At 71.9% G+C, this 13,771-nt stretch carries 9 protein-coding genes; 5 read left to right on the forward strand and 4 right to left on the reverse strand.

Annotation, left to right across the window (positions count from 1 at the left end):
* Nucleotides 1-104: 104 nt before the first annotated feature.
* The 5 genes from ACFVNO_RS09580 to ACFVNO_RS09600 all read left to right on the forward strand — a co-directional run bounded on the left by ACFVNO_RS09580 (nucleotide 105) and on the right by ACFVNO_RS09600 (nucleotide 9,880).
* Nucleotides 105-2,075: an alpha-1,4-glucan--maltose-1-phosphate maltosyltransferase gene (locus ACFVNO_RS09580; protein ID WP_355258214.1), complete on the forward strand. Its 1,971-nt coding sequence runs from the start codon at nucleotides 105-107 to the stop codon at nucleotides 2,073-2,075.
* 110 nt (nucleotides 2,076-2,185) lie between these two features.
* Entirely contained in the window at nucleotides 2,186-4,111 is a 1,926-nt protein-coding gene (gene treS / locus ACFVNO_RS09585; protein WP_355258217.1) for a maltose alpha-D-glucosyltransferase, read from the forward strand.
* A 2-nt stretch (nucleotides 4,112-4,113) separates the two neighbouring features.
* Nucleotides 4,114-5,496, forward strand: a complete 1,383-nt coding sequence (locus ACFVNO_RS09590; RefSeq protein ID WP_355258220.1) for a phosphotransferase — start codon at nucleotides 4,114-4,116, stop codon at nucleotides 5,494-5,496.
* Between the two features lie 558 nt (nucleotides 5,497-6,054).
* On the forward strand, nucleotides 6,055-8,220 hold the full coding sequence (gene glgB, locus ACFVNO_RS09595; RefSeq protein ID WP_378891383.1) for a 1,4-alpha-glucan branching protein GlgB: 2,166 nt from the start codon (nucleotides 6,055-6,057) through the stop codon (nucleotides 8,218-8,220).
* 250 nt (nucleotides 8,221-8,470) lie between these two features.
* The gene (locus ACFVNO_RS09600) at nucleotides 8,471-9,880 is read left to right on the forward strand and encodes an APC family permease (protein WP_355258223.1); all 1,410 of its coding nucleotides are present in this window, start codon (nucleotides 8,471-8,473) and stop codon (nucleotides 9,878-9,880) included.
* 232 nt (nucleotides 9,881-10,112) lie between these two features.
* Here ACFVNO_RS09600 and ACFVNO_RS09605 read toward each other — a convergent pair whose 3' ends face one another.
* From ACFVNO_RS09605 to pyrH, 4 genes are all read right to left on the reverse strand, one after another.
* On the reverse strand, nucleotides 10,113-11,294 hold the full coding sequence (locus tag ACFVNO_RS09605; RefSeq protein ID WP_355258225.1) for a pyridoxal phosphate-dependent aminotransferase: 1,182 nt from the start codon (nucleotides 11,292-11,294) through the stop codon (nucleotides 10,113-10,115).
* 97 nt (nucleotides 11,295-11,391) lie between these two features.
* The gene (locus tag ACFVNO_RS09610; RefSeq protein WP_220563079.1) at nucleotides 11,392-12,342 is read right to left on the reverse strand and encodes a phosphatidate cytidylyltransferase; all 951 of its coding nucleotides are present in this window, start codon (nucleotides 12,340-12,342) and stop codon (nucleotides 11,392-11,394) included.
* A 3-nt stretch (nucleotides 12,343-12,345) separates the two neighbouring features.
* On the reverse strand, nucleotides 12,346-12,903 hold the full coding sequence (gene frr / locus ACFVNO_RS09615; protein WP_220563080.1) for a ribosome recycling factor: 558 nt from the start codon (nucleotides 12,901-12,903) through the stop codon (nucleotides 12,346-12,348).
* A 59-nt stretch (nucleotides 12,904-12,962) separates the two neighbouring features.
* On the reverse strand, nucleotides 12,963-13,688 hold the full coding sequence (gene pyrH, locus ACFVNO_RS09620; RefSeq protein ID WP_220565329.1) for a UMP kinase: 726 nt from the start codon (nucleotides 13,686-13,688) through the stop codon (nucleotides 12,963-12,965).
* Nucleotides 13,689-13,771: the final 83 nt, after the last annotated feature.

Below are 13,771 nucleotides of genomic sequence, written 5' to 3' on the forward strand. Positions count from 1 at the left end.
CATTAACTCCGTCTTGCCTCGGATTAACTCTGGGTTATTTCTGCCCGACGTCGACCGAAGCGCCTCCCCGAAACGCCCGAACCACGACAATTACGGTGTAGCCAGTGATCGGACGCCTGCCCATCCTCGACATCTCTCCGGACAACGATCTCGGCCCGGTGAAAGCCGTTCCCGGTGAACGCTTCACCGTCGGCGCGACGGTCATCCGCGAAGGGCACGACTCCCTCGCCGCGGGTGTGGTCGTCTATTCGCCCAAGGGCCGCCGGGAACGCCTCGTGCGCATGAGCGAGCGCGCCCCCGGGACCGACCGCCACGAGGCGGAGATCTCCCTCCCCGCCGAGGGGAAGTGGTCCTTCGCCATCGAGGCCTGGAGCGACCCCTTCGCCACCTGGCACCACGTCGCCGAGGTCAAGCTCCCCCTGGACCAGGACACCGACCTGGTCCTGGAGGAGGGGGCCCGGCTGCTGTCCCGGGCCGCCCGCCGCGTTCCCCGCAAGCCCCCGCTCGCCCGGGCCGCGGCCGCCCTGCGCGACACCTCGCTGACCCCGGCCGAGCGCTACGCCGCCGCGGTCACCCCCGAGGTGCTCGAGCTCATGCACGACCACCCGCTGCGCGAGCTCGTCACCCGCTCGCAGCGCACCAGCGTGGTCGTGCACCGCGAGCGCGCCCTCTTCGGCTCCTGGTACGAGTTCTTCCCCCGGTCCGAGGGCGCCCAGGTGGACACCGCCCCCGGCCAGGAGGTCTCCGGCACCTTCGCCACCGCGGCCAAGCGGCTGCCGGCCATCGCCGACATGGGCTTCGACGTGGTGTACCTGCCGCCGATCCACCCCGTGGGGCACTCCCACCGCAAGGGCGCCAACAACGCCCTGACCGCCGGTCCGGGCGAGCCCGGGTCGGTATGGGCCATCGGCTCGGCCGACGGCGGGCACGACGCCGTCCACCCCGACCTGGGCACCCTCGCCGACTTCGACGCCTTCGTCTCCGAGGCGCGCGGACACGGCCTGGAGATCGCCCTGGACCTGGCCCTGCAGTGCTCCCCCGACCACCCGTGGGTCGCCGAGCACCCCGAGTGGTTCACCACCCGGGCCGACGGGTCCATCGCCTACGCCGAGAACCCGCCCAAGAAGTACCAGGACATCTACCCCCTGAACTTCGACAACGACTTCCCGGGGCTGTACCGGGAGATCCGCCGCGTCGTCCAGCACTGGATCGACCACGGGGTGCGCATCTTCCGGGTCGACAACCCGCACACCAAGCCGGTGGCGTTCTGGGAGAAGCTGCTGGCCGACGTGGCGAAGAAGCACCCGGACGTCCTGTTCCTGGCCGAGGCGTTCACCCGCCCCGCCATGATGCGGACCCTGGCCAAGGTCGGGTTCCACCAGTCGTACACCTACTTCACCTGGCGCAACGGCAAGGACGAGCTCACCGACTACCTCACCGAGCTGAGCCGGGAGACCGCCCACTACCTGCGGCCCAACTTCTTCGCCAACACCCCGGACATCCTCAACGCCTACCTCCAGGAGGGCGGCCGCCCCGCCTTCGAGATCCGCGCGGTCCTGGCCTCGCTGCTCTCGCCCACCTGGGGCGTCTACTCCGGCTACGAGCTGTGCGAGAACACCCCCGTGCGGCCCGGCAGCGAGGAGTACCTGGACTCGGAGAAGTACCAGTACCGGCCGCGCGACTGGGCCGGGGCCGAGGCCGAGGGACGGAGCATCTCCGGCCTCATCACCCGGCTCAACCGGCTGCGCCGCGCCCACCCCGCCCTGCGCGAGCTGCGCAACCTGCGGTTCCACCCGGTGGACCGGCCGGAGATCATCTGCTTCTCCAAGCGCCGCCCCGGCGAGCGCCCCGGCGACCCCGACGACCTGGTCGTCGCCGTCGTCAACCTCGACCCGCACCACGTCCGCGAGGCGACGGTGCACCTGGATCTGCCGTCCATCGGCCGCGCGTGGGAGGAGGAACTCAAGGTGACCGACGAGTTGACCGGCGCCGCCTACACGTGGGGGGCGGCGAACTACGTCCGGCTCGACCCCGAGCGGGGTCCCGCGCACGTGTTCACCGTCAACGGCAGATAGCGGCCCGCGGAGCATCCGGAGGGGCGCGGCGGACGGTGTCCGCCGGCGCCCTTCCCATGCCCGAGCAGCCGTTGATCCGATGTCGAACATTCATTGGTGGGGAGCAGTAGATGAGCAACGACGAGTCCGGACCGGGCCGCCCCGAACACCCCGCGCACGGTCCGCTCGCGCCGGCCACCGGGGCCGCCACCGGCCCGCTCATGTCCTCCGGCGGTACCGGTGACCCCTACTGGTACAAGCACGCCGTCTTCTACGAAGTACTCGCCCGGGGTTTCCACGACTCCAACGGCGACGGCACCGGCGACCTCGCCGGCCTGGTGCGGAAACTGGACTACCTCCAGTGGCTTGGCATCGACTGCATCTGGCTGCTGCCGATGTACGAGTCCCCCCTGCGCGACGGCGGCTACGACATCTCGGACTACTTCAAGATCCTCCCCGAGTTCGGCACCACCGCCGACTTCGTGGAGCTGCTCGACGAGGCGCACCGGCGCGGCATCCGCGTCATCACCGACCTGGTCATGAACCACACCAGCGACCAGCACCCGTGGTTCAAGGCCTCCCGGGAGGACCCCGAGGGCCCCTACGGCGACTTCTACGTGTGGTCCGACACCAAGGACCGCTACGAGGACGCCCGGATCATCTTCGTCGACACCGAGACGTCCAACTGGACCTACGACGAGGTCCGCGGCCAGTACTACTGGCACCGCTTCTTCTCCCACCAGCCCGACCTCAACTTCGAGAACCCGGCCGTCCAGGAGGCCATCCTGGAGGTCCTGCGCTACTGGCTGGACCTGGGCATCGACGGCTTCCGGCTGGACGCCGTGCCCTACCTGTACGAGCGCGAGGGCACCAACTGCGAGAACCTCAAGGAGACGCACGAGTTCCTCAAGCGCGTGCGCGCGGAGGTGGACCGGCTCTACCCCGGCCGGGTCCTGCTGAGCGAGGCCAACCAGTGGCCCTCCGAGGTCGTGGACTACTTCGGCGACCACGCCGCCGGCGGCGACGAGTGCCACATGAACTTCCACTTCCCGCTGATGCCGCGCATGTTCATGGCGGTGCGGCGGGAGCAGAGGTACCCGATCTCGGAGATCCTCGCCCAGACCCCGGAGATCCCGGCCAACTGCCAGTGGGCGATCTTCCTGCGCAACCACGACGAGCTGACCCTGGAGATGGTCACCGACGAGGAGCGCGACTACATGTACGCCGAGTACGCCAAGGAACCCCGCATGCGCGCCAACGTGGGGATCCGGCGGCGGCTCGCCCCCCTGTTGGACAACGACCGCAACCAGATCGAGCTGTTCACCGCCCTGCTGCTGTCCCTGCCCGGCTCCCCGGTGCTGTACTACGGCGACGAGATCGGCATGGGCGACAACATCTGGCTGGGCGACCGCGACGCCGTGCGCACCCCCATGCAGTGGAGCTCCGACCGCAACGCCGGGTTCTCCACCGGGGACCCCGGGCGCCTGTACCTTCCGCTCATCCTCGACCCGGTGTACGGCTACCAGGCGGTCAACGTCGAGTCCCAGCGCGCCAACCCCGGCTCGCTGCTCAACTGGACGCGGCAGATGATCCAGATCCGCAAGCGGCACCCCGTGTTCGGCACCGGGGCGTTCACCGAGCTCGACGCCAGCAACCCCAGCGTGTTCGCGTTCATCCGCGAGCACGGCGACGACCGCATGCTGTGCGTCAACAACCTGTCCAAGCACCCGCAGCCGGTGGAGCTGGACCTGTCCGGCTACCTCGGGGTGAACCCGGTGGAGTGCGTGGGCGGGACGCGCTTCCCGCGGATCGGCGAGCTGCCGTACCTGCTCACCCTGCCCGGACACGGCTTCTACTGGTTCCAGCTGCCCCCCGCCGCGGACACCGGCCCCGGTCCCGTCGTCGGCGAGGAGGACACCGCACCGACCTACGGCCTGCCCGCGGCCGGGGTCAGTGCCCGGACCGCGCTGGGCGGGCACTCCCCCCGCACCCGCGGCGGCCACCGCACCACGGTCACCATGCCGTCCTCCGACGAGAAGGGGAACAGGCCCGACTGATCATGTCCCAACTCGAAGAGCTCCTCGCCGTCTGGATGCCCCGTCAGCGCTGGTTCTCCGGCAAGGGGATCCCCATCCGCAACATCCGGGTCGAAAGCCGGCACACCCTGGTGTCCGCCGGCCCCGAGGGCCCCGACCTCAACCTGCTCGTCGTCCGCGCCGGGCAGCGCGGCCGCAGCTCCCGCTACCAGGTACTGCTCGGCTCCCGGTCGTCTCGCTCCCTGCCCGCGGAGCTGGCGGGCGCCGCCATCGGCGTCCACCAGGCCCCGGGCGGGAGGTCGCGGGTCGTCTACGACGCGGCCAACGACGCCCAGCTGACCGCCATGCTGCTGGAACGCTTCGCGGCCCCCTCGGCGGCCGGGCACGTCCGGTTCCGCACCCTGCCCGGCGAGCGCATCCGCACCGGTACCTCGGGGCGGGTGCTGACCGGGGAGCAGTCCAACACGTCGCTGGTGTTCGGAGAGGACTACGTCCTCAAGACGTTCCGGCGGGTGTGGCCCGGGCCCAACCCGGACCTGGAGCTCAACCGGGCGCTGTACGGCTCGCCGTACGTGGCCCGGCCGTGCGGGTGGATCGAGGCGGACCTGCCCGGGTACGCCGAGCCCACCACCCTGGCGATGCTCCAGGACTACATCCCCGGGGCCACGGACGGCTGGGTGCTGGCCACCGCCGACGCCGAGGCGCTGACCCGGGGCGCCGACCGCGCGGCGCGGACCTCGTTCACCGGGGATGCCGCCCTGCTCGGGCGCACCACGGCGGAGGTGCACCGCGCCCTGGCCCGCACCCTGCCCACGGACGTGCTGTCGGTGACGGCCGTGGCGGAGCTGGCCGACGCCATGGTGGAGCGGCTGGCCATGGCCAGCGCCGAGGTGCCGGAACTGGCCGAGCACGCACCCCTGGTGATGGAGGCCTACGCCGAGTTCGCCCGGGTGGACGAGCCGCTGCCGATCCAGCGCATCCACGGCGACTACCACCTGGGCCAGGTCATCCGCACCGGGACCGGGGGGTGGGTGCTGCTCGACTTCGAGGGCGAGCCCACCGTCTCCGTCGCCGAGCGCCGGCAGCTCGCCAGCCCGCTGCGGGACGTGGCCGGGATGCTCCGCTCCTTCGACTACGCCGCCGGGTACCTGCTGGTCGACCACCCCGGCGACGAGGGGCTGGAGTGGTCGGCGCGGTCCTGGGCGCGGGCCAACCGCGAGGCGTTCTGCCGCGGCTACGCCGACGGCGGCGGCGCCGACCCGGAGAAGCACCTGGTCGTGCTGCGGGCCTTCGAGTTCGACAAGGCCGTGTACGAGGTGCTGTACGAGGCCCGCAACCGGCCGCACTGGCTGCGGGTACCGCTGGAGTCCATCGCCGCCGCGGCGGCCCCGCCGGTGCCCCGCTGAACGGCGGCCCGCCCCCGGGGGGGCCGCCTCCGCTCCCCCGCCCCTCCCCGTTTCCTGTCCACCGTTCCTGTCCACGAGCACCACGGAGCAGCATTGTCCTCGCCACACAGCGAACAGCGTCAGCGCGCGACCACCGATGAGGAGACCGCGAAGAAGACCGGGAGCAAGGCCGCCGGCGCGAAGAAGAAGACCGCGGGCAAGCCGGCGGCGGCTAAGGCCGCCACCGCGAAAACGGCCGCCGCCAAGACCACGGCGGGCAAGACGACGGCCGCCAAGAGCACCGCCGCCAAGGCCGCCGCGGGCAAGACCGCCGCCGGGTCGGCGGCGGCGAAGAAACCCGCCGCCGCGCGAACGGCCGCGGGCAAGACGACGGCGGGCAAGACGGCCGCGGCGAAGAAGCCCGCGGGCCGGGCCACCGCCGCGAAGGAGCCCGCGACCAGGGCCGCCTCCGCGAAGAAGACGGCGCCCGCCACCAAGGGCCGCGCCAAGGCCGCCCCGGCGGGGAGGGCGCCCGCGCGCACCGCCCCGGCCCGCGCGACCTCCGGGCCCGAGCAGGAGCTGCTCGCCGCCGTCGACCGCCTGGTCGACGGCCACCACCACGACCCGCACTCCGTCCTGGGCGTACACCCCCAGGGGCGGTCCACCGTGGTACGGGTGCTGCGGCCCCACGCCACCGAGGTCCACCTGGAGCTGCGCGACGGCGAGCGGGTGCGGGCCGAGCACCTGCACCGGGGCGTGTTCACCGCCAAGGTGCCCGGTAAGAGGCTCGGCGACCCCGCCGACTACCGGGTCACCGCCCGCTACGAGGACGGCGCCGAGCACACGGCCGCCGACCCCTACCGGTTCACGCCCGTTCTGGGCGACCTGGACCTGCACCTCATCGGCGAGGGCAGGCACGAGGAGCTGTGGCGGGCGCTGGGGGCGCACACCCGCACCCTGGAGACCGAAGCGGGCGAGGTGTCCGGCACCTCCTTCACCGTGTGGGCGCCCAACGCCCGCGGGGTGCGCCTGATCGGCGACTTCAACCTGTGGAACGGCGTCGGCCACCCCATGCGCAGCCTGGGCAGCACCGGCGTGTGGGAGCTGTTCGTGCCCGGCGTGGGCGACGGGGCGCTGTACAAGTTCCAGGTGCTGGGCGCCGACGGGCACTGGCGGGACAAGGCCGACCCGATGGCGCGGGCCACCCAGATGCCGCCGCAGACCGCGTCGGTGGTGACGACGTCGGGCCACGTGTGGACCGACCAGGAGTGGATGGCCGAGCGCAAGGGCGTGGAGCCGCACCGGGCGCCGATGAGCGTGTACGAGGTGCACCTGGGGTCGTGGCGGCCCGGCCTGTCGTACACCGAACTGGCCGACCAGCTCGTCGGGTACGTCACCGAGATGGGGTTCACCCATGTGGAGCTCCTGCCGGTGGCCGGGCACCCCTACGACGGCTCCTGGGGCTACCAGGTCACGTCGTACTACGCGCCCACGCCCCGGTTCGGCACGCCCGACGAGTTCCGGCACCTGGTGGACTCGCTGCACCGGGCCGGGATCGGGGTCCTGCTGGACTGGGTGCCCGCGCACTTCCCCAGGGACGAGTGGGCGCTGGCCCGGTTCGACGGCACCGCGCTGTACGAGCACCCCGACCCGCGCCGGGGCGAGCACCCCGACTGGGGGACGCTCATCTTCAACTACGGGCGCACCGAGGTGCGCAACTTCCTCGTGGCCAACGCCCTGTACTGGCTGGAGGAGTTCCACATCGACGGGCTGCGGGTGGACGCGGTGGCGTCCATGCTGTACCTGGACTACTCGCGCGAGGACGGCGGGTGGGAGCCCAACGCCTTCGGCGGCCGGGAGAACCTGGAGGCGATCGACTTCCTCAAGGAGCTCAACACGGTCGTCTACCGGCGCAACCCGCACGCGGTGATGATCGCCGAGGAGTCCACCGCCTACCCGGGGGTGACCCTGCCGGTGGACCACGGGGGGCTCGGGTTCGGGCTCAAGTGGAACATGGGGTGGATGCACGACACCCTCCAGTACCTCTCCAAGGAGCCGGTCCACCGCAAGTACCACCACGACGAGGTCACCTTCGCGATGGTGTACGCCTACAGCGAGAACTACGTGCTGCCGCTGTCGCACGACGAGGTGGTGCACGGCAAGGGGTCGCTGTTCAACCGGCCGCCGGGCGACGAGTGGCAGCGGGCGGCGAACCTGCGGGCGCTGCTGGCGTTCATGTGGTCCCACCCGGGCAAGCAGCTGCTGTTCATGGGCGGGGAGATCGCCCAGGGCGACGAGTGGTCGCACCTGGACGGGGTGCCCTGGTGGTTGCTGCAGTACGACCACCACGCGGGGGCGCAGCGGCTGGTCAAGGCGCTCAACGACCTGTACCGGCCGCGTCCGGCGCTGTGGTCGCTGGACACCGACCCGGCCGGGTTCCAGTGGCTGGACGGCGGCGACCGCGACGGCAACACGCTGTCGTACCTGCGGCGGGGCGAGGACGGCTCGGCCCTGGTGTGCGCGGTGAACTTCTCGCCGGTGCCGCGCCCCGACTGGCGGATCGGCCTGCCCTGGGAGGGCCGCTGGGACGCGGTGCTCAACACCGACGAGGCCCGGTTCGGGGGCTCGGAGTACCCGGCCCCCGCACACGTGGAGGCCCAGGTCCAGGAGTGGCACGGCCAGCCGTACTCGGCTCCGGTGACCCTGCCGCCGCTGGGCGCGGTCTGGTTCGAGCACCGGCCCTGAGCCCGACGAGCGCGGGAGCGGCCCCGGTCCGGTCGGACCGGGGCCGTTCCCGTGGAAACGTCATCGCGGCGTCATCCGGTGTCACGCCGATGACACCGCAGGTCACACGGACTTCATGACCCTCCGTGGGGATCCGGTGCGCCAGGGGGGATGAAACCCGTCCGGAATTCGTCCGGAACGGCCCTTTACCTCCGCGGGTCCGCGTGCTGGGGTGGCCTGCACCACAGTCACGAACGATGGGACACCCCCTATGTCCGACACCTCCCAGAGTTTCGCGAAAGTCCTCGGCCGGGGCGACGTCCTCGCCCTCGGCTTCGGCGCCATGATCGGCTTCGGCTGGATCGTGCTGGTCGGCGACTTCATCGGCGCGGCCGGCCCCGGCGGTGCCGCCGCCGCCTTCGTCATCGGCGGGGTGATCATGGCCTTCGTCGGCCTCACCTACGCCGAACTCGTCTCGGCGATGCCGCACGCCGGGGGCGAGCACCACTACGCCATGCGGGCCGTCGGCCCCCACGGGGCGTTCGTCGCCTCCTGGGCGATGGTGCTCGGCTACGTGTCGGTGGTCGCGTTCGAGGCGGTCGCCGTCCCCCAGACGCTCGTCTACCTCTTCCCCGACATGGCGGCCGGGCACCTGTGGACCGTCGCCGGGTACGACGTGTACGCGAGCCTGGTCGCGACCGGCGTGGTGGCCGCGGCGGTGATGACCTTCGTCAACTACGTCGGGATCAAGCCCGCCGCCGTGTTCCAGACCGTCGCCGTGCTGTTCCTGGTGTGCGTCGGCGCCGTCATGCTCACCGGCTCGTTCGCGGGCGGCTCGGCGGCGAACATGGAGCCCCTGTTCACCGGCGGCGTGCCGGGGGTCTTCGTGGTCCTGGTGGCGGTGCCGTTCCTGTTCGTCGGGTTCGACGTGATCCCGCAGTCGGCGTCCGAGGTCAGGATCCCCCACCGGCTGGTGGGGGCACTGCTGGTGGTCTCGGTCCTGTGCGCGACCGCCTGGTACGTGATGGTCATGCTCACCGCGGGGGCGGGCCTGCCCGCGGCGGACCTGGCGGCCTCGGAGCTGGCCTCGGCGGACGCGGTGGCCGCCCTGTGGAACAGCCCGGTGATGGGCGACGTGCTGGTCCTGGGCGGCATCGCCGGTCTGCTGACCAGCTGGAACGCCTTCCTCATCGGCGGCAGCCGCCTGGTCTACGCGATGGCGGCGTCGCGGATGCTCCCGGCGTGGTTCGGCCGCCTGCACCCGCGGTACCGCACCCCGGCCAACGCCGTCCTGTTCATCGGCGCGCTGTCGGCCGCGGCGCCGTTCTTCGGCCGCCCCATGCTGGTGTGGCTGACCAACGCGGGCGGGATCAACATCGTGCTCGCGTACCTGGTGGTGGTGGTGAGCTTCCTGGTGCTGCGCCGCCGCGAACCCGCCATGGAACGGCCGTTCCGCACCCCGGCCGGCCCGGCGGTGGGGTGGATCGCCCTGGTGCTGTCGCTCGGCCTGTTCTCGCTGTACCTGCCGGGCATGCCCGCCGCCCTGGGCTGGCCCCAGGAGTGGCCGATGGTGCTGGCCTGGTGGGCCGCCGGGGCGCTGCTGCTGTGGCGGCTCCCCCGCGTCCCCCCGGGGCCGGACGCCGAGCGGCGCCTCATCGCCCTCATGGACGCCCGCCGTTGAACGGGGCCGGTGGCCCCGCGGGGCCACCGGCCCGCCCGGGCGGTGCGGTCCCCCGACGAAAGGCCCGGCGGCGGACGCCCCAGCGCGGAGAGGAGACGGGCCCCCTCCGGGGCCCGCCCGGGCGGTGCGGTCCCCGCCGGAAGGCCCGGCGGCGGACGCCCCGGCGCGGGAAGGAGGCGGTGGCCACCTCCGGGGCCGCGTTCGGCGGCGCGCCGCACGGCGGGCCCCGTCGTCAGGACGCGCGGTGGTGCCAGGCGGTGAGGCGGGCGACCGCCTCGTCCAGGACCTCGTCGCGCTTGCAGAAGGCGAAGCGCAGCAGGTGTTCGCCCTCCTTCTCGCGGTCGTAGAACACCTGGGCGGGGACCGCCGCCACCCCGGCCTCCCGGGGCAGGGCGCGGGCGATGTCCACCCCGCTCGTGTACCCCAGCGGGCGGATGTCGGCCATCACGAAGTAGGTGCCCTCGGACACGCCCACCTCGAACCCGGTCTCCGCCAGCCCCGCCGCCAGCCGGTCCCGCTTGCCCTGGAGCGCGGCGCGCTGGGCGGCGACCCACTCGCCCTCGTTGTCGATGGCGTCGGCGATCGCGAGCTGGAGCGCCCCGTTGGCGCTGAACGTCAGGAACTGGTTGACCGTGCGCACCGCCGTCACCAGCGGCTCGGGGCCCATGACCCAGCCGGTCTTCCACCCGGTGACCGCGAACATCTTGCCCACCGAGGACACCGACACGGTGCGCTCGCGCATCCCCGGCAGCGTCGCCAGCGGCACGTGCGGCCTGCCGTCGAAGGTCAGGAACTCGTACACCTCGTCGGTGAACGCGATGAGGTCGTGCTCGCGGCACACCGCCGCGATCTCCTCCAGCTCCTGCGCGGTGAACACCGTCCCCGTGGGGTTGTGCGGGCTGTTGACCAGCACCATCCGCGTCCGGGGGCCCACCGCGGCGCGCAGCTCGTCCGGGTCGAAGACGAACCGGCCGGTCGCCGGGTCCGGGCGCAGGGTGACCGGGCGGCGGACGCCGCCGGCCAGCGTGACCATCGCGGCGTAGGAGTCGTACATCGGCTCGAACACGATGACCTCGTCGCCCTGCTCGACCAGGGCCAGCAGGGCCGCGGCGATGCCCGCCGTCGCCCCCACCGTGATGTACACCTCGGTGTCCGGGTCCAGGTCGATGCCGTAATGGCGCGACCGGTAGCGGCTGACCGCCCGACGCAGCTCCGGCCGCCCCGGGCCCGGCGGGTACTGGTTGACGCCCTCCAGGATGTTGCGGGAGGCGGCCTCCAGCAGTGAGCGGGGCCCGTCGGTGTCGGGGAATCCCTGGCCCAGGTTGACCGACCCGGTCTCCGTGGCCAGTCGCGTCATCTCGGCGAAGATCGTCTCGCCGTACACGCGCATTCGTTCGATCAGCGGATTGTCCACGTCCCGAGCGTATCCCCCGGACCGCGGCCGCGCCCATCCGGGCGCACGCGTGGGGCGGGACCCCTCGGGTCCCGCCCCACGCGTGCGTCTCGGTCCCTCACAGGAGCAGGCTGAGCACGATCCACACCACCGGCCCCGCGATGAGCAGGGAGTCCAGCCGGTCCATCAGGCCGCCGTGGCCCGGCATGAACCGGCCCATGTCCTTGATCCCCAGGTCGCGTTTGAACAGCGACTCGATGAGGTCGCCGACCGTCGCGGCCAGGACGACCGCCAGCCCCAGGACCACGCCGACCCACCAGGGGCCGTCGAGCATCAGCACCACGCACAGGGCCCCGGCCAGGGCGCAGCCGAGCACGGAGCCGCCGAAGCCCTCCCAGGTCTTGTTCGGGCTGATCACCGGCGCCATCTTGTGCCGGCCCAGCAGGATCCCGGCGAAGTAGCCGCCGATGTCGCTGGAGATCGTCACCACGATGAACGTCACCAGGCGCTGCTGGCCGTCCTCGGGGTGGGCGATCAGCAGCAGCCACGTCCCCAGCAGGAAGGGGAGGTAGACCAGGGTGAACATGCTCGCCGACGTGTCGGCGACGAACCCGTCCGCCCCGCCCCGCAACCGCCACACCAGGGCGGCGATCGCGGTCAGGGCGGTGGCGCCCAGCAGCCACTCGGGGCCGCCGAAGTAGGCGGCCACCTGCATGGCGACGCCGCCGGCGGCCAGGGGGACCACCGCGACGTCCATCCCCTTGCTGGCGAACGCCCGGTTGAGCTCGCGCATGCCGATCAGCACCCCCGCGGAGGTGATGATCGTGAACAGCGCGGGCCAGGGGAAGATCGAGAAGAAGACCAGTGCGCCCAGGAGGCAGCCGCTGGCGATGGCCACCGGGAGGTTGCGGCCCGTCTTGACCGGCTCACCTCCCGGCTTGTGCAGCACGAAGCGCTGACCGGCGGCCCTGTCGGCCCCGGCGTCGCCGGGGCCGACCTGCTGATCGTCGTCGGGTCTGTGCTCCGGCGAGTGGTCATCGCCTCCGGAGCCGCTGGAAGGAGTCGTCACCGGCTAGACCTCAAGGAGTTCCGATTCCTTGTGCTTGAGGAGCTCGTCGACGGAGGCGACGTACTTGTGGGACAGCTCGTCCAGCTCCGCCTGCGCACGGTGGGCCTCGTCCTCGCCGACCTCGCCCGCCTTGACGGCCTTCTCGAAGGCGTCCTTGGCGCGGCGGCGGACGTTGCGGATCGAGATCTTGGCGTCCTCGCCCTTGGTGCGCGCGACCTTCACGTACTCCTTGCGGCGCTCCTCGGACAGGTCCGGGAAGACGACCCGGATGACCTGGCCGTCGTCGGACGGGTTGACGCCCAGGTCGCTGTTGCGGATGGCGTTGATGATCGAGGTCCGGGAGTTGACGTCGAACGGTGAGATGACCACCATGCGCGGCTCGGGGACCGAGAAGGACGCGAGCTGGTTGATCGGCGTCGGCGCGCCGTAGTAGTCCACGGTGATCTTGTTGAACGTCGCCGGCGTGGGACGCCCGGTGCGGATCGCCGCGAAGTCCTCCTTCGCGACGATGACGGCCTTCTCCATCTTCTCCTCGGCTTCGAGGAGGGTCTCTTCGATCATGGGGCGCTCCCGGTTCTCGGCTGTGGTGTGCGTGGCTTGAGGGTGTCGCCGCGGCCGCCTCAGGCGGGGGTCGGCCCGACGATGGTGCCGATCTTCTCACCGCGGACGGCGCGCAGGATGTTGCCCTGGCTCATCAGGTCGAAGACGACGATGGGCAGCCCGTTGTCCATGCACAGGCTGACGGCGGTGGCGTCCATGACCTTGAGGCCGCGGGTGAGGACCTCGTTGTAGTTGAGCTTGTCGAACTTGACCGCGTCCGGGTTGCTCCGGGGGTCGGAGTCGTAGACCCCGTCGACCTGGGTGCCCTTGAGGACGGCCTGGGCGCCGATCTCCAGGGCGCGCTGGGCCGCGGTCGTGTCGGTGGAGAAGAACGGGGCGCCCAGGCCGGCGCCGAAGATGACCACACGGCCCTTCTCCAGGTGGCGCACGGCGCGGCGGGGGATGTACGCCTCGGCGACCTGGCTCATGTGGATGGCGGTCTGGACGCGGGTGTCCACGCCCAGGCGCTCCAGGAAGTCCTGGAGGGCGAGGCAGTTGATGACGGTGCCGAGCATGCCCATGTAGTCGGCGCGGCCGCGCTCGATGCCGCCCTCGGTGAGCTGGGCGCCGCGGAACATATTGCCGCCGCCCACCACGACCGCGACCTGGATGCCCTCGGACACGGCCTCGGCGATGGACTCGGCGACGTACTGGACGACCTCCGGGTCGATGCCCAGGCCGCCCCCGCCGGCGAAGGCCTCGCCGGAGAGCTTGAGCATCACGCGCTTCCAGCCTGCGTCGTGCATGGCGGGTTCGGTGTTCGTCGCTGCGTTCACGGCCTGTGGCCTCCCTTGTCGTCCCCGAGCGGCACAGGGTCCCCCGAGTGCTC

The sequence above is a fragment of the Nocardiopsis sp. NPDC057823 genome, assembly GCF_042797335.1.
Classification (GTDB): domain Bacteria; phylum Actinomycetota; class Actinomycetes; order Streptosporangiales; family Streptosporangiaceae; genus Nocardiopsis; species Nocardiopsis changdeensis.